This is a genomic window from Pelotomaculum sp. FP, assembly GCF_004369245.1.
Taxonomy (GTDB): Bacteria; Bacillota; Desulfotomaculia; order Desulfotomaculales; family Pelotomaculaceae; genus Pelotomaculum_C; species Pelotomaculum_C schinkii.
Map to the genome: position 1 here is coordinate 67,679 of NZ_QFGB01000007.1, position 16,136 is coordinate 83,814.

Annotated in this window: 20 protein-coding genes; 7 read left to right on the plus strand and 13 right to left on the minus strand. The window is 48.9% G+C overall.

Annotated features, from left to right (window positions below):
• Positions 1 to 12: 12 nt before the first annotated feature.
• The 6 genes from Psfp_RS04480 to Psfp_RS04505 form a co-directional block, all read right to left on the minus strand.
• The gene (locus Psfp_RS04480; protein ID WP_134217358.1) at positions 13 to 546 is read right to left on the minus strand and encodes a molybdopterin-dependent oxidoreductase; all 534 of its coding nucleotides are present in this window, start codon (positions 544 to 546) and stop codon (positions 13 to 15) included.
• 132 nt (positions 547 to 678) lie between these two features.
• On the minus strand, positions 679 to 2,679 hold the full coding sequence (locus Psfp_RS04485) for an S-layer homology domain-containing protein (RefSeq protein WP_190239073.1): 2,001 nt from the start codon (positions 2,677 to 2,679) through the stop codon (positions 679 to 681).
• 281 nt (positions 2,680 to 2,960) lie between these two features.
• A complete protein-coding gene (locus Psfp_RS04490) occupies positions 2,961 to 3,263 on the minus strand; it encodes a DUF2149 domain-containing protein (protein WP_243120480.1) in 303 nt (100 codons plus the stop codon).
• A complete protein-coding gene (locus Psfp_RS04495) occupies positions 3,235 to 3,906 on the minus strand; it encodes a MotA/TolQ/ExbB proton channel family protein (protein ID WP_243120481.1) in 672 nt (223 codons plus the stop codon). The genes Psfp_RS04490 and Psfp_RS04495 overlap by 29 nt, the downstream gene beginning before the upstream one ends.
• Positions 3,907 to 3,912: 6 nt before the next feature.
• On the minus strand, positions 3,913 to 5,151 hold the full coding sequence (locus Psfp_RS22005; protein ID WP_243120482.1) for an Ig-like domain-containing protein: 1,239 nt from the start codon (positions 5,149 to 5,151) through the stop codon (positions 3,913 to 3,915).
• 585 nt (positions 5,152 to 5,736) lie between these two features.
• Complete coding sequence (locus Psfp_RS04505; protein WP_134217361.1) at positions 5,737 to 6,216, minus strand: DUF456 domain-containing protein; 480 nt, start codon at positions 6,214 to 6,216, stop codon at positions 5,737 to 5,739.
• Between the two features lie 180 nt (positions 6,217 to 6,396).
• Here Psfp_RS04505 and Psfp_RS04510 point away from each other — a divergent pair, with 180 nt between their 5' ends.
• A complete protein-coding gene (locus Psfp_RS04510; protein WP_134217362.1) occupies positions 6,397 to 6,588 on the plus strand; it encodes a hypothetical protein in 192 nt (63 codons plus the stop codon).
• 72 nt (positions 6,589 to 6,660) lie between these two features.
• Here Psfp_RS04510 and Psfp_RS04515 read toward each other — a convergent pair whose 3' ends face one another.
• Positions 6,661 to 6,858 carry a hypothetical protein gene (locus tag Psfp_RS04515; RefSeq protein ID WP_134217363.1) on the minus strand — a complete coding sequence of 66 codons (198 nt, stop codon included), beginning with the start codon at positions 6,856 to 6,858 and terminating at the stop codon, positions 6,661 to 6,663.
• An 82-nt stretch (positions 6,859 to 6,940) separates the two neighbouring features.
• On the minus strand, positions 6,941 to 7,882 hold the full coding sequence (locus Psfp_RS04520; RefSeq protein WP_134217364.1) for a methyltransferase: 942 nt from the start codon (positions 7,880 to 7,882) through the stop codon (positions 6,941 to 6,943).
• A gap of 239 nt (positions 7,883 to 8,121) precedes the next feature.
• Between Psfp_RS04520 and Psfp_RS04525 the strand changes: the two genes are divergently transcribed.
• Positions 8,122 to 8,583 carry an arginine decarboxylase, pyruvoyl-dependent gene (locus Psfp_RS04525; RefSeq protein ID WP_134217365.1) on the plus strand — a complete coding sequence of 154 codons (462 nt, stop codon included), beginning with the start codon at positions 8,122 to 8,124 and terminating at the stop codon, positions 8,581 to 8,583.
• Here the strand turns inward: Psfp_RS04525 and cwlD are convergent.
• Positions 8,580 to 9,341, minus strand: coding sequence for an N-acetylmuramoyl-L-alanine amidase CwlD (gene cwlD / locus Psfp_RS04530; protein ID WP_243120483.1), 762 nt, complete (start codon positions 9,339 to 9,341; stop codon positions 8,580 to 8,582). The genes Psfp_RS04525 and cwlD overlap by 4 nt on opposite strands.
• A gap of 114 nt (positions 9,342 to 9,455) precedes the next feature.
• On the opposite strand from cwlD, the gene Psfp_RS04535 reads away from it, so the two are divergent.
• Together Psfp_RS04535 and Psfp_RS04540 are read left to right on the plus strand one after the other, a co-directional pair.
• Entirely contained in the window at positions 9,456 to 10,472 is a 1,017-nt protein-coding gene (locus Psfp_RS04535; protein WP_134217366.1) for a polyprenyl synthetase family protein, read from the plus strand.
• Positions 10,473 to 10,513: 41 nt separating this feature from the next.
• Entirely contained in the window at positions 10,514 to 11,437 is a 924-nt protein-coding gene (locus Psfp_RS04540; protein WP_153189496.1) for a prenyltransferase, read from the plus strand.
• Between the two features lie 244 nt (positions 11,438 to 11,681).
• Here Psfp_RS04540 and Psfp_RS04545 read toward each other — a convergent pair whose 3' ends face one another.
• The 4 genes from Psfp_RS04545 to Psfp_RS22145 form a co-directional block, all read right to left on the minus strand.
• The gene (locus tag Psfp_RS04545) at positions 11,682 to 12,446 is read right to left on the minus strand and encodes a glucose 1-dehydrogenase (RefSeq protein WP_134217368.1); all 765 of its coding nucleotides are present in this window, start codon (positions 12,444 to 12,446) and stop codon (positions 11,682 to 11,684) included.
• A 239-nt stretch (positions 12,447 to 12,685) separates the two neighbouring features.
• Positions 12,686 to 13,939 (minus strand): diaminopimelate decarboxylase, encoded by a 1,254-nt coding sequence (locus Psfp_RS04550; protein WP_134217369.1) that lies wholly within the window; start codon positions 13,937 to 13,939, stop codon positions 12,686 to 12,688.
• A 34-nt stretch (positions 13,940 to 13,973) separates the two neighbouring features.
• Positions 13,974 to 14,387, minus strand: a complete 414-nt coding sequence (locus Psfp_RS04555) for a DUF4928 family protein (RefSeq protein WP_134217370.1) — start codon at positions 14,385 to 14,387, stop codon at positions 13,974 to 13,976.
• Positions 14,360 to 14,578 carry a DNA cytosine methyltransferase gene (locus tag Psfp_RS22145; RefSeq protein ID WP_243120484.1) on the minus strand — a complete coding sequence of 73 codons (219 nt, stop codon included), beginning with the start codon at positions 14,576 to 14,578 and terminating at the stop codon, positions 14,360 to 14,362. Before Psfp_RS22145 ends, Psfp_RS04555 begins: the two co-directional genes overlap by 28 nt.
• 215 nt (positions 14,579 to 14,793) lie before the next feature.
• Between Psfp_RS22145 and Psfp_RS04570 the strand changes: the two genes are divergently transcribed.
• From Psfp_RS04570 to Psfp_RS04580, 3 genes are read left to right on the plus strand one after another with little or no spacing between them, the layout of a single operon-like run.
• Positions 14,794 to 15,135, plus strand: a complete 342-nt coding sequence (locus Psfp_RS04570; RefSeq protein WP_134217371.1) for a helix-turn-helix transcriptional regulator — start codon at positions 14,794 to 14,796, stop codon at positions 15,133 to 15,135.
• 1 nt (position 15,136) lies between these two features.
• On the plus strand, positions 15,137 to 15,922 hold the full coding sequence (locus Psfp_RS04575) for an ImmA/IrrE family metallo-endopeptidase (protein ID WP_134217372.1): 786 nt from the start codon (positions 15,137 to 15,139) through the stop codon (positions 15,920 to 15,922).
• Complete coding sequence (locus Psfp_RS04580) at positions 15,897 to 16,103, plus strand: hypothetical protein (protein ID WP_134217373.1); 207 nt, start codon at positions 15,897 to 15,899, stop codon at positions 16,101 to 16,103. The genes Psfp_RS04575 and Psfp_RS04580 overlap by 26 nt, the downstream gene beginning before the upstream one ends.
• The last annotated feature ends 33 nt before the right edge of the window (positions 16,104 to 16,136 follow it).

Here is a 16,136-nt window from a genome sequence, read left to right on the forward strand (position 1 = left end):
TCTCCCTATCGCTTACTGCAACTCCATGCCCACAAGCCATCTGGTAAAGCGCTGTCCATAATCGTCATTGCAAATAATGATACGCATGCTGCCGTCCTCACCTATCTTTGTCTTCAACGGTTTACCATGATCGGCATAGGCGATATAAACGTTATCCGGCTGCAGGACTTCAGACATATCTACTCCCGATGTGTAATTGTCCACGCCTTTGGTAATGATTTTTTTGTATTTTTGGGTTAGCCCCGGATCTATGCTGTTCAAAACAGCCAACACCGGTACGCAGGTAAATTCGTTCTCGGAGTTGCCCTGAGAAGAATTAACCGTCATTTTCTTTTCTACTGCCGGCAATTTCTGGAGATCGGCGATTGTAAAGCGTCCTAATATGGTATCGCCGGCTTTAATTATTACTGTCCCTTCCTCGAGACCGGTCTGATCGCGGTTTAAAAACGAGAATACAGCAATAATCAAAGCCAGTAATGCAATTACCGTAATGAGTATTTTTTTAAAACTAAAGAAACCGCCTTTTCCCACACTTGCTTCAACCATCTATGGCCTCCTGGATTATCAATTAGGCGGGAGCAGGTTTGAATTCATGCAACCCGTCGCATTAACAACGGACTGTTGCGCGAATGGATTCGCACCTGCATCGGCCGTCTCAACAGAAGCAGGAACATATTTTCAGACGTACTCCAACGCATTCGATATTGCCGTAACAGCCTCCGCTCTGGTTGCGTGAACTTGGGGTTGGAAGGTATTGTCCGAGTATCCTGTCATTACGCCGCTATTGGTCAAAGTTGCCACCGCGTCCCTGGCCCAGTCGGAAATGCTGTCGCCGTCCTTAAACTGTACTTCTTCCTTTCCTGTCTCAAGATTAATTGCCCTGACGAGCATCACTGCCATCTGCTCGCGTGTAATCAGTTCATCAGGCCTAAAGGTATCGTCGTCGTACCCGCTGACAATTCCATATGAGGCGGCGCTAGTGATGTACTCCTGTGCCCAATGTTCCTTTGTATCGGCAAAATTCTTACCACTCTGGAGCGTCATCCCTTGTGATTTGATGAGGGCTTTCATCAGGATCGTGGCAAACTCTGCTCTGGTAATGGTGCTGTCAGGTTTGAAGGACCCGTCGTTATAGCCGTTGACTGCTCCAAGGGCTACCATCTTCTCGATGGTCTTTTCCGCCCAGTGGCCGCTGACGTCGCTAAAAGCCGACTGTGGGTCCTGGACAGCCGGGTTTTGGACAGCAGCCGGGTTCTGGACAACCGGGTTTTGGACAACCGTACCTTTATTGGCGGTAAACACTGCGTATTTGGTAAAATGGTCGACAGTTACCTTGATGGTGTTGCCTGAGAGGCTGCCACCCAGATTAACCCATTTGGAGGACGTCTCATCGTAATAAAAAACCGAGGGGGTCTCTCCTGTTTTTAACGAAGTAGAATTAATGGCAAAAGTAAGCGTAACCGGTTTTGCAAAGCTGTAATTTTTATTGTCCCCCACGGTAAATTCAAAAACAGAGCCTTGCAGCGAGAAGCCATCCGGCGGGTCCGGCGGACTGCTAATCTTTTGGATGGCGACACTTAATTTGGTTGTACCTTTTAATGCTCCGGCAGGTATGCTGACCGAAACATCGCTACCCAGACTGACCGTGCCGCCGGTGGCCGGACTGATGTCACTTTTTCCAGTTGTACTGTTAACCTGCGGAGAAATATTAGCTCCGCTGCCGGAGCCCACCGTTACCTCACAGGTGGCGGTAAACCCTCCGTCCACAGTGGTGGCGGTGATGGTGGCAGTGCCGGAGGAAACGGCCTTCACCAGGCCTTTGTCGCTGACTGTGGCTACTGCGGTATTACTGGAGCTCCATGTTACGCCTTTTTCTGTGGCGGAGCTGGGCGTAACAGTTGCCGTCAGTTGGCTGGTGGAGCCGACGCTGATCGTATCAGTGGTCTTGTCGATGGAAACACCGGTAACCGGTGTACCATTTAGGGTTACATCAATCTGGTACACCCATTTGGCTGCATTTGGAGCGGTTATTGTTGCCGGATCGTCAGCAAGCTGGCCAAGCATCAGTCTGTACTTGGTGGATTTGTCCTGCTTGCCGAAGTCCGGGCTCATGGCCCCTCGTACCCAATTATCTGATATGGAGATCATCGGGTAGACCCGCACAGCGTTATAGACGGCCCGGGCAGTTGTGTCGTTGCCGCTTGCATCGCTAAAATTTTGAGTTTCCGGGTTCCAGGCCTGCATGATGTTCGGATAATAGTAGCGGGGCGCAAACAAGAAATCCTTAGTAAAAGTTTTATAAGGCCCACTTGGAACATCAGTTGCATAAAACGCAAATGTTTTTACCTTGTTGGAATCAATACCGGCTTTCGAAAGGAGATCGGTCAGCGGTACTCCCGTTGCCGCATCCATAACCGGCGACGGCAGGCTGTCCATATAGGAGTAACTCACTTTTTTTGCGTTCGCAAAGTCACTGTCCGTGAAGACTTTCACCGGAGTAAAAGTCCCGCCGGAATAGCCTACCCTGAACGTGAGCGAAGTCGCCGCATCGCTGTCATGAAAGGGATCGGCGAGGGCCGTACCGGCTTGCGCGACCCATAACAGGCTGAACAGCGTAAACGACATCAAACACGAAACGATCTTCCGTGCTTTGCTTTTAAAAAATTTTCTCAAATGCATTTCTTTTCTCCCTTCTGTGTGATCAGAATGACACATCATAGTTGCACTGCTGCATCTGCTTCTCTTATGTATTCCAGTATGCCTTGCCCGGTCGAGCAGCCGCCTTAAAATAGCAGAGTCTGAAAAAACGGAGTCTCCCGGCAGTGCCGTGCAACGTTATCCAACGATTGTGCTCCGATAATGATACGAGTGTTGACAGATACCACTGCAGCGCTTGCCCAATGGTGTACAAAACGATACCCGGCGCATATCTCCAATACATGCTGCAACCGCATGCTTTATTACTGGTTGGTTAGCATAAACAGCTGCCCCGTATTGGGATCTTTGTAGACTGTGCCCATCTTTTCGTAAAGCTTGCCCTGCTCCTGTGTTTCGATTAGATTGCTTCTTACTTCTTGGTCTTGTGTCACCTCCTGTCCACGATTCAGGTCGACACGCTCTCCTAGTTGTTCCAGATCGACATTCCAGTGAATAACCAGAGCGAGCATCAGCCCACAGGCAAACACCAGCATGGCATCCACGATGTTGATGGCGCCCTCAAGAGGACTGACTTCTTCAGGCGTCCTGAGCCGACTTCTTCTCAATCCCCCGTCCACGTGCAAACACCTCCAACAAGCTTTCCATCAATGACTCGAGTGAACTCAAATAATCCTCATACCACCTTTTACGCAGTCGTGAGACAGCAAAGGCGATGCCGGCAGCCGCCAGTCCGGTTACCGTAGCGTCAAAGGCCGTGAGCAGAGAATCCGCCAGTGTCTTGGTGTCGCCCTGGCCCATGGCAATCATGCCCGGCCCCAGTGGAATCAGGGTGGCCATCAAACCCAACATGGGCCCCAGTCGCGCCACCAGGTCAGTCCTGGCAGTGATCCTGGCATAATGCAGCTCCTCTCCGGCAAGCAACCTGCGGGCTACGGCCTGCAGGGAGGCGGCGGGCAAACTGCTGTGTCTGATCAGCTCACCGAGAGCCGCTTTTTGACGACGCAACAACCGGCTATTAACAATCTCTTCCATGATCTCTTCGCTGTCTTTCCTCTGCAAAGAGTCAACCAATTCCGGTACATTGACCTTCCCCCTGCGTTGTTCTGTGATGGCTTCTGCCAGCAGGCCGCCCAACTCGACCACCGTCAAAGCCAGCAACAGCAGCAGGACAACAATAGTAGGCGTCAGTAAACCTGACGAAATCATATGCATGGTATCTCTCAGCGAAATAAAAATTGATTCTAGCACCTTTTTTTATATCTCCTTTGCATATTCTGCGTATCTCCTGCCGGCGCCTAAAAGGAAAAGGCACAGGAAGATCATTGCCGCATAAATGTCCAGATTATTTTGCTCCTTCTGCTTCTGCAGGGGCACGGCATCGGCCGACATCTCGTATACTCTCCAGGGCTGGCTGCCTGCCCGGCTGGAGTTGACGCCGGCGACTGATTCTGTCTTTTCTGTAAGATATTGCTGCCGGGACAAAGCCCCCTGTGACCCGTCCTTTTCAGGCCCGGCGCTGGTGGGTACAATAGTCTGAGCACCGGCATCCTGGTTTGGATCATTTACTATGCAGGTAGCTGTCATATTTCCGACTACAGTGCTTACAGTGATAGTGGCCGTGCCCTGGCCGACAACCGTTACCAGCCCATTGTTATCAACCGTAGCCACACTGGTGTCGCTGGAACTCCAGGTCACGCTCTTGTCCGTGGCGTCGTCCGGACCCACGGTCGCTGTCAACTGGACTGTGCTGCCAACTTTGAGATTGACCATGCCCTGATCGAGGGTAACCCCACTGGGTGGTGTCCCGCCCAACATCACTTCGATGGCATGCACCCATTTGACAGAACGGAAGGCAGTACGTGTATTGGTATCATCCTGGCCAAACAGCAATCTAAACCTGGTTGAAGTGTCATTAACACTAAAATCCGGAGCGGTGGCAAACCGTTGCCAGTTGTCCCGGGTGGCAATGATTGGCGCTACCCGGATTGCCCCATATACTGCTCCGGGTATAGACGAATGCGTATCACTATCCCAATGTGTCGGCAAATTCGGATAATAGTAACGGGCTGTGTCCAACAGGTAAGATTTGGGTAAACATTGATACCATCCCACTTTAGTATCTGTCGCGTAAAAATAGAAGGCCTCTACTGAATTGACATCGATACCGGCATCCGCCAGCAGATCGGTCAGTTTGATCCCCTTGGCCGAATCTATAACCACCGCCGGCATGTTGTCGATGAAAGTATAGGCTTGCTGTACCTGCGGCATTGCGTCCAAATCGCTGGCCGTGTAGACCTTTTTTGTGTAGTAGGGCCCTCCGAAATACCCAACCTTAATCGTCAGCGTGTCAGCCGGCACTCCTATACTACCGGAGTCGGCGCTTGCCGTACCCGGCTTAGCCATCCACAGCAGACTCAACAACAGGGTCGACATCACCACAAGGACAACAGCTTTTTGTGACACGTATTTGAACTTCAACCCTTTCAACCGCACAACTCTTCACTCCATCGTTTTCAGATAGGCGCCGGATAGCAGCAGTCGCACTGCCATTGCCTCAGCAGCAAGGGAAGCTCCATATTCCGAGGAGGTAATCTTAATGCGCAGTCCTTAACTACAGGGCCATTCCCAGCCCGACAACATAGCAGTTCGCTTTGTTCCATCAGGTTTTAGGAATGTATAATTCAGTCAATTGGTCAGCTATCGGCTTTAATAGCGCAACTTAACGCAATGAAACGAAAACAATTATATTCATAAAAAACAAACATAAAGAAACGCCACATTAACTATCGTGACCTAAAAAACAACAGAACTGATCATAAATAAACATAACAACACATAAATAATAATCCCAACTTAAAGATAAGTCAATAAGCTGGATGGTATTACTTTCCGCATAGGATTACATATATTAACATTATTTAATTTATTTCCTATTTGGTTTAATAACCTATGCATTTGTATAAAACCAAACTGGAATATTCCAATTATTGTATAAAATACAACACCCTCCGGTGCTCACCGGAGGGTGTTGTATTTTAATGTATTCAAAAGTGTTGCGTTGGGAAAAGCAGCCTTAGTTTAGATAACCGCCATAAAGAACCATATAATCATAACTGCTTCAATTGCCAGTTTTAGAACGGCGCCTCCCAGGAACCCAATCAGGGTACCAAACCCCACTTCCAAGGCTTTATCAAGAGGACTTCTCCGGTATAATTCACCCGCTACCGCGCCAATAAATGGTCCAAAGATAAGTCCAAAGGGTCCCAGCACGAGGATTCCCAGGATCCCCCCCAAAATACTGCCCCAAACCGCTTCTCTTGAGCCGCCATAGCGCCTCACCCCCCAGATACTTGCCAGGTAGTCAATGAAAAATATCAGTAGTACCGCCAGTCCCTGACCAATAAAAAATACCAGGGGGAGATTCTGGAATTTTACAAAGAAACCATAAATTAGCATACCCAGCCAGATCAAGGGCGCCCCGGGCAGCGCCGGGAGAATTGTTCCCAGTACCCCAATGGTAAAGAAAACTACCGCCAAAATCATGCCTGCAACAGACACTGAAACAACCTCCCATTATTGTTTTTACTTATATTATACGACAATATAGTGAGACCTCATAACAGTCTTTTTAGCATATTATAATTCTTGGCGGAATAATATGTCACCTTAACGATAGTAATGTTTTGCTTGTTATCGGCCATAATATCTGCACAGATATTAAACAAAACGGAGGGTGTTATGCATCGGGTAAAAAGACCTTCGCCAGAGGCAAAAAGTTTTGGTTTCAGCCAGGTACACTACCGTACCACCCATGATCTACCGGGGGATGAACCCAAGGCCAAAACCATTAAACGGGAGCAAGCCGGAATAAACTTTCAGTTGAATGCCGCCGGCGGGCCGCTGGGAGAAGAGTTTAAAGATAAGACTTAATTGAATACTCATATTTATTTCAAAAAATAAGACCTGCGGCTTGATGCTGCCGCGGGTCCCCCGATCTTTGAATCAGATTACATCGTTTGTCGGATCAATACGCATGCTGTTTCGCCTGCGAATAACGCCTTCCACTCTTCCCGCAGCCTTCTTAACATAATCTCCCGGGCAATTAACTTGCTGGCCCTGACAGTGCTTGCTAATCTTGGTCAAAGCCAGAAATGCCAGCGCGGCAGCTCCAAAACCGGCAATCGTACGGTAAGAGAACACAAACCCCGCCCCCTTTATAATAACAGTAATAGTATTGTTACCGGAGCGCCGCTGTATAATACGAAAAAAACATTTTAAATTCTTATTTTACCTTTACGGCAAGCAACAGCTGTCTGCCCGCCAGTTCATGCAGGACCACTTCACCGAAACCGGCCTCAGCAAGCCAGGTGGAGTATTGTTCAAAGCTCCAGACGCCGCCTTCGGGAGTGTTGGCCAGCATATTCACACCAAAGACGGCGGCTTGGGGCCCGGTCCCGCGGATAAAATCAATAATGGCCGCCTTCCCGCCTATAGGCAGTACATTTGCCGCTTTCTTAAAGAGTCCCTTGTTGCCGCTCTCTCCTACAATATGGCAGATATTGCCCATGAAGACCAGATCATAGGGACCCTGGGGCAGGCCCAGGTTAAAATCCCCGGGCAGCATTTCAATGTTCTCGTTCTCCTTCAAGAAACTCGACATGTAATCAACTACCGGGGGCAGGTCCAGAATAGTCACCTGTGCGCCCAGCGCGGCAAAAGCCCGGGCGTAGGTAAGGGGGCCGCCGCCGATATCCAGAACCCTCGCTCCCTTTTTGTACCCTGCAAGGCAGAACCCGGCTATTTCAGCCGAACCCTGGAGGGCGCTGCGAGCCATAGAAGCCAGGAAGAAAGGCAAATCCGGAGTTTCCTTCTCCTTGGGGTATGGGATACCCGTGCGAATGATATCAGGGAGATGAATCCAGGCCTTAATAATATTGTACCTGTGCATAAAGGCAAAGCCCGTATAATTTGGCGCATTCTCGTCATAAAACATGCTTGCGGACTGATCGTCCAACCGCAACCTGCCGTTTTCCCGTACCAGGTAGCCCAATTCCGCCAGGGCTTCAGTAACCATCCAAACGGCCCGCGCATTACAGTTTAGTTCTCGCGCCAGGTCTTCCACAGTCATCGGCTTACCGTGCAGGGCTTCAACAATACCGGTTTTCACCGCCGCTCCTAAAATCAGCAACTCCTGCGGCACGGCAAATAAAGATTCATCGGGCATTCGTAACGCTCCTTTTAAATGCAATTTAAATCACATACTACCAATGAGATAAAAAATTCTGGCAATAGCAGCCAAACTCCTACATGTGGACAGAATACCCGTTATTTTTTTTGCTCTAGGGCAGCTGTACAGACGATTTGCCGCCCAAGTGGCGAGGTTGAATTTAACAGTAACATTTCATGCCATCATGTATAAATTGATAACGGAAAAAATTCTTGATCTTACAGGAGGTTGATTCAATGCTTCCAACTCCCACCAAATTTGCTCTGGTTTCAGGTACATCTGAAGGTTCTTCCAAGCTGAACGCTTTTGACCACGCTTTGCTCAATGCCGGGGTGGGAAACTGCAACCTGTTGAAAGTGAGCAGCATTTTACCACCAGGAGCAAAACTGGTTGCCGACCTGAATATTCCCGCCGGGTCGCTGGTGCCAATCGCCTATGGCTCGCTCTGCCTTGACAGTCCGGGCGAATTAATAGCAGCCGCAGTTGGTGTGGGCATTGGGGACCCGGAGAGCTACGGTGTAATCATGGAATATTCAGGACGCGCCAGTAAGGATGAAGCCGAAGTACAAATTAAAAGGATGGTGGAAGAAGCTTTTGCCAAGCGCGGGCTTGCATTGTCTCAAATATTGGTACGGGCGGTTGAGCACAAGGTAGAAAACACCGGCTGCGCTTTTGCCGCTGTTGCGCTCTGGTATTAACCAGCGAGCTTCGGAAGGGCCATAGCTGTTTTAGGTTGAGATAAGTAACGGGTAATACCGGCGTAAATTGACCAGGCAACTTTGTCCTGGTAGATATGATCGGTCAGTAGTTTTTCTTCCTGGGGATTGCTGATAAATCCTATTTCTACAATTGCGCTGGGCATTTCAGCCATACGGTTGGCAAAATAATCTACCTGTTTGGCCTGCCGCCCGGGATTTACAGTGTAACGGTTCATTTCTTGCTGTATAGCTTCGGCCAGTTTCTTGCTTTCCACTTCACCAGGTTGGGAAAAGGTCTGTGCCCCTCCCTCACGGCGGTCTGGAAAGCTGTTGACATGGATGCTGATAAAAAGGTCGGCCTGCTTTTGGTTTGCCAGTTCAACCCTTCTGGTCAGGTCCTGCATTTTGGCCTTATATGAATTTTTTTGTTCCGGGTCACTCAAGTCCCGGTCGCTTTCTCTGGTGAGAAAAACCTGTGCCCCGGCCTGGCTAAGGATGCCGGCCAGTTTTTTGGAGACTTCGAGGACAATCTCTTTCTCCAAGGCGCCGCCCCCCCCGATTGCCCCCGGGTCGTCTCCCCCATGCCCAGGGTCAATAATAATTACCTTATTGGAAACCGCCCAGGTCAGGGCGGCGATATGATGCTTTTCAAAACGATCAATTGCGGCCCGGCAGCCGATGAGCATAAACACTGCCAAAGCCGCCAGGGCCAGCAAAGTTTTTCCTCGAAATATAAAAATTCGAACCGGAGAAGGCAACCCGGCCCCACCACCCTTCTTTTTTAGAAGGGTATGCCAGGCTGTATGAGAATATGTCCGGCCTTTATTTATATTGCCGCGAATACATAAGTAAAATTCCGGTAAAATAACATCATGACCTTAAAAGCAGAATGCAAACCCAGTAATACCCTGCCGGAAAGCATTGCTGAAACCCGGCTGAAATCAATTTACCTGCCTATCAAGAGCGAGCTGTCGCAGGTTGAGGAGGAAATTGCCGGCGCCTGTTCGGCTATAGGTCCGGCAGGAAGCGGCTCCTATTTACTGCGGGCGGGGGGCAAACGCATCCGAGCGGCCCTGGTCCTCCTATCTTCCCTGTACGGAAACGATCCCGCCCCTGAAGTAATCAGGCTTGCCGCGTCAGTTGAAATACTACACCTGGCCACCCTCGTCCATGATGATCTGATCGATTACTCCGACAGCCGGCGTGGAGCGCCAACTGTAAACAAGATCTGGGGCCGCAATGCCGCAATCCTGGCCGGAGATTACCTGTATGCGCTTTTTTTGGAACATGCGGCCGGTCTTGGCAAGCCCATTTTTTCCTCTATAGCTGTTTCCCTGCGAAATATGGTGAAAGCGGAGATACTTCAGCTGCAGCTTCTTTATAATTGTGACATAAGTGAAAGGGATTATGTGGCCCGTACTTATCTCAAAGCAGGCTCTTTCCTGTCCTGTTGCAGCCGGCTGGGGGCTGAGCTTGCCGGCGCGCCTGAAAAAGTGCGGCGCGCCCTGGAAAGATACGGCTGGTTTATGGGCATAGCATTTCAAATCAAGGATGATATTCTGGATTTCCTGGGTGATGAGACCAGCCTCGGCAAGCCGGTCGCACAGGATCTGAGGCAGGGAGTGCTAACCCTCCCGGTGATTCACGCCCTCAACAACAGCCCCGAGAGGCATCAGATCCGCACCCTGATCGAAAAGAAGGAATTGTCCGCCACCACCTTGCAATTCATTATCAGGGAACTTGAGAATTGCGGTTCGCTGTCATACTCGGCAAGAATACTTAAGCGTTACGCCCGCCTGGCCGGACGCGCTCTGGCGCCTCTGCCGGAAAATCAAGCACGGAACAGCCTTGAGGCTTTATTGGATTTTGTTATAACAAGGGAACTGTGAGTCATCCTATGACTGAATTCACCAGGCGCCTAATCAAACCAATGCTGCCAAAAGCTTTCGGTCTTTGGAAAATGTTCAGGCTGGTTCCGGTCTTGTCCTGGAGCGCCACTTCTTTTGCCCTGGGTATCGGGCCGGCCGTTAGTTTGAACACGTCCGCCCAAATCAACTGGTGTTATGTCACCCTGGTAGTATTCTCAGGTTTAGTCCTGCATGGGATCACCGCACACGCTTGCAATGACCTTGTAGACTGGCGTTCAGGTACCGACCGCGTGAGCCCGGGTATCTTATCAGGAGGCAGCGGTGTCATCAAAAATGGGCTTTTAAGTGAACGCCAGCTTATGTTTATCTGTCTGGCCGGCTTGCTGCTGCCCATTGCCGCCAGCCTGTATTTAAGCAGCCAGCGGGGCCCGCTGGTTTTTGTATTTCTCCTGGTAGGCGCCTGGTCCGGGTTGTCTTACACCCTGCCCCCGTTCAGGTTGTCCTACCGCCCGCTGCTGGGGGAATGGCTGTCTGCTTTTCCCACCATTCTTTGCTGCACAATCGGCTCCTTTTATATCCTGACCGGCCAGGTGACCATTGAGGTTGCAACAGCAGGCGTCATCCACGGTTTCTTTTCTCTGGGGTGGCTCATGCAGCACCACCTGCCGGACATGACCGCCGACCTGGGCGCGTCTCCCCCCAAGGTGACGACCCCGGCCTTTTTTAGCCGCAGGTGGGGTCCCGGCAGCGCCCGTCTGGCGCCGGCCAGTTATTGTACTCTGGCAGCCCTGACCGGCCTTTGGGCTGGCATATTTATCGACCCTGTATTTTTCATAGTTCTCCCCTTCGCCACCTTCTGCATTTACCTGTCTGCTGCTACCGATCCTCTAAACGTAGCTTCAATAACTGTACGCGAAAAAACGATGGTTTTGCTGACCTCCGGCCACGCGGCAATACTTGCCGTTCTGCTGGGACTCGGGTGGTGAGTCGCATCTTTTCATAAACGAAATAAAGCCCGCTAAGCCTTAGGCGCAAGCTGCACATGCCAGGTAAGCGGGCTTTATTTTTGACTAAATGTTGCTTGCTCTGCTCCCGGCAGAAATACTTAAGGTATTTGCCCTGCAGAGTCTCAAAAGTTGAGGAGTTTTTTGAAGCAATACAAGATATAGACGGCATTTTTCAAAAAAGGGAATTACCCTCAGCATACTGACATTGAAAAGCATAAGGATCTTAACTGGCCAGCCACCCGCCATCAACAACAATGGTCTGGCCGGTAATATAATCGGAAGCTCTGCTGGCCAGAAATACTACGGCGCCTGCCAGATCGTCCACTGTGCCAATTCTTCCCGCAGGGATCCGCTCTTCAATCCATTTGCGGTGGGCGGGATCCTGGAAAAAGGGCTCGGTCATGCTGGTACGAAAATAACCGGGGGCTATGGCGTTTACCTGGATATTGTGTTTGGCCAGTTCGATGGATAACGTTTTGGTGAACTGCAGTACGCCGCCTTTAGTTGCACAATACACGCTAGAGCCGGACAGGCCGATAAAACTGCCGAGAGAACCCTGGTTGATAATCTTCCCGCTTTTTTGTGCAATCATATACCTGACTGCTTCCTGGGCAACAAAGAACAAGCCTTTAAGATTTACGGCCATAATCCTGTCGTAGTGTTCCGGTGTGACATCCAGAATCTCCTCTGCAATTTCCACACCGGCGTTGTTGACAAGGATGTCGAGTCGGCCATAACGGTCCGTGATCCTTTTCAATACTTCCTTGATACTAGCCAGATCGGTTATATCGCACTGGACCGCATCGGCCAGGGCGCTTTCCTGCTTTATAATATCCATGGTCTGCCGGGCTGTCACCAGGTCTTTGTCCAGGCAAACCACGCTCGCGCCGGCGCCTGCCAGGGCCCTGGCATAACCCCTGCCCAGACCCTGCCCCGCGCCGGTTACAAGGGCTACCTTGCCGGTTAAATCAAATAGGCTTTTTACCATACTGCACCTGCTCCTGTCATAACCATAATCCATCATGAAAACATATGTTTGCTCAACGGGGCGATACCCTAAAAATTTGGGCGCAAATTCATTCGGCACAAATTAGAGCGTTATCAGAGCGTTATCCCACAAGCCCGGCGCCAGCGCGCCGTGTGCGATTGAAATGGCGCCCACATCGCTTAGTAAGTTTTCATGATACGAGGCGCCGCGATAGCGACTGTGGAACTACCCTAACAGAGTCACTCATCTAACCCATTGAAATCGAGTGTTATAAAATAATCATCTAGTGTCTCCGCTCTGCGAATGAGTTGCACATCCCCGTTTGGCCTTAACAAGAGCTCTGCTGACCTTAACTTCCCGTTATAATTAAATCCCATAGCATGTCCATGGGCGCCTGTATCATGGATGACAACAATATCTCCCTGCTTAATTTCCGGCAGCTTGCGGTCGATGGCGAACTTGTCATTGTTCTCACACAATGAACCGGTCACATCATAAACATGATCATAAGGCCAGTTTTCTTTCCCTAATACAGTGATGTGGTGGTATGCCCCATATATACCAGGACGCATTAGATTGGCCATACAGGCATCCAAACCAACATAATTCTTATAGATTTCCTTTTTATGAAGTACCGTACTGACTAAATAGCCAAAGGGTCCGGTAATAGCGCGGCCCAATTCCATGGTAACGCGGACTGGATCCAGACCGGCCCCTTTTATTTTTTCGTCATAAGCTCTTTTGATTTCCCTGGAAATAAGGTTTAAATCAACGCGCTTTTCCTCCGGCCGGTAGGGGATACCGATACCCCCGCCAAAATTGACAAATTCAATTCTTATACCGGTACTTTGGTAAATTTCCACCACTAGATCAAAGAGCATTTCTGCTGTGCCTATGAAACTATATGGGTCCAACTCGTTGGAAACCACCATGGTATGAAGGCCGAACCTCTTGACCCCTTTATCCCGTACGATTTGATAACCTTCCAGGATCTGTTTGCGGGTGAACCCGTATTTGGCTTCTTGAGGCAAACCGATGATTGCGTTGCCGCCACGCAAAGGGCCCGGATTATAACGGAAAGAAATCAATTCAGGCAAACCTGCATGCTGCTCAAGGTATTCGATGTGGCTGATATCGTCGAGGTTGATTATAGCGCCCAATTCTTTAGCCTTGCGGAACTCATGAGCGGGAGTGTTATTTGAGGAAAACATAATATTTTCACCGGTAATACCGGCTTTCTCTGCCAGTATTAACTCAGCCAGCGAACTGCAGTCCGCCCCCAACCCTTCTTCCTTAAGGATTTTTAAGATGTATGGATTAGGGGTAGCCTTCACGGCAAAGTATTCTTTAAAGCCTGGCGCCCAGGAAAATGCGGCTAACAACTCCCGGGCATTCTCCCGTATGGCCTGTTCATGATAAAGATGGAAAGGGGTGGGGTGTTTTTGGATAACCTGCTCAATCTCAGCTTTGGTAAACGGTAGTGATTTAGTCATTTAATGCCTCCTGATATAGCTTGATCATATTATACTAACCTTTAAGCTCTTTGGATTGATTTTTATTATACCTTAGCTGGAGAACATGTAAAATAAAATATGTCATATATTTAAGAAAAACGGAGTGTTTATGACGCCGGGGTTGGCAGCGTTGACCCCAAAAGGGCAATAAAGTTTTCGAAAAAACGGATAACTCTTCAATATTTTGTCCCACAAAAGGTTCAATGGACTCTACAGTGATTTTACCAGGCGCAACCGTTTCAGCGTTTTGCTTTGCGCCTATAAGAGACCGATCGGGCACCAAAAGGTAAACCCTAAATCCATCTTCAATATTTCGCTTGCATTTCTCATAAACGGCCGGCATAGGCGCCACAGTCACGTGAAACGCAGTGTCGCCGACCAGAAAATCCCCCGGTCGGCCTAACTGGCTGACGATTGCTTCCCGCATAAACCACTACGGGAACCGGCCAGGGAAAGGTCCTTGCAGGGGAATGAGGCTGTCGCCAATGTCACCGACGGCACCGAATCAGCCGGGATTTCATGCACGTCGCCCAGCATGAAGTGTTCACCGGCGTCATTGAACTGCGAATTGTTCCTCCAACGCTGACATTTCTCTTCCGCCATTGGTTGCCGTGCCAAAAATCCCCGTCAACAAAGATTGCCAATCGTTTTGAAGGCAACACGATGTCAGGCTTTCCCGATAAATCCTCAGGACATATTTTGAATTGATTTTCATTTACTGGTTGATAATGAAATTATGGCCATACACATGGTAACATTTTAGAACCCATATTGCAATAGTTTATTTATTATGGTAACATTATATTACACAGAGAGAAGGGAGTTTGGAGATCATGGGCGCACCCACTTTTGCCCAAATTGGTGCAAAAATCAGAGAAATCAGGGAGAGTAAAAATATTACCCAAAAACAATTAGCAGACGCCCTTCAAGTCACCAGGCCGGTTATAACAAAAATAGAGTCCGGCAACAAGGCGGTCAACGCAGTAGAACTGAAAATTATTGCAGATGCATTGGGCACTTCAATAGATGTATTTATGTCAGTACCAACGGAAGAAAGCCTGGTAGCACGCTTCAGGGCGAAAGGTGACAACGATACGGAATTCTTAGAGGCTGTTAACTTGGTTGAAGGGCTATTCCGTGATATTTTGGGTCAACTAAGAATCAGGAGGTCCTAGTATGGCTGGAAAATTTTCATCAGCGGAAAAGGAAAAGATTCTCCAGGATGCAAAATTACACGCGCGTCAGTACAGACGTGAGTTGGGCTTAGGAGATGAACCCATAGCCGATATTTTTGATTTGATCGAGCGACAGGGTATCATTCTGGTCCGATACCCAAGCCCCAGTGATAAACTCTCTGCAATGATAGCCAGGGAAGCCAATGAATATTTAATATTTATCAATTCCAAGATGTCTTTGGGGCATCAAATATTCTCCGCCGCCCATGAATTACACCACTATCGCTACGATAAAGATAACCTTCAGGTTATTGCCTGCAACCCACTGTCGGAATCAAGCGACCCGGCAGAACTGATGGCTGACTTTTTTGCCGGCGAGTTTTTAATGCCGGAAGAAACGGTACGGGCCACCTGGAACCGATTCGGTAAAATTGTACGTATTTTGCCCATACACGTAATAACTATGGCGTGCACTTTTAGGGTAAGCTTTACCGCTATGCTCTACAGGTTACTAAAATTAAAACTTATAACCGGACCTGTTTTTGGCAAACTGAAGAAACTCAGCAAACCTGAAAATGAGGAATTATTAACAAAATATTTTAATTATATATGCTCTGCAGAATTAATAAAGCCAACCCAGAAAGAGTTACCCAAAGCTTTTATCGAGGCGGCAAACTACAACTATGCGAACGGTCTGGTTAGTTATAAAAAAATTGAATCCTTATTAAATCCTTGGGATAAAAGACCTGAGGATATAGGTATTGAGTATAATTACGGCATTGACTAAAATAACCGCCGCCATTAGTGATGCCGATGTTCTGATAAAGCTTTGTAAAGCCGGGTATCTCAATATATTGGGTGATGTGTTTGAGTATCTTTACGTACCTGCCGTGGTTATCAGTGAAGTTGAAAGCTATACCACCCAAACAATTGGAGACAATACACAATGCAGTCAATCAAGTAGTTGACCGACCTATTGGAGTTCCATTTAAAAGATTAAT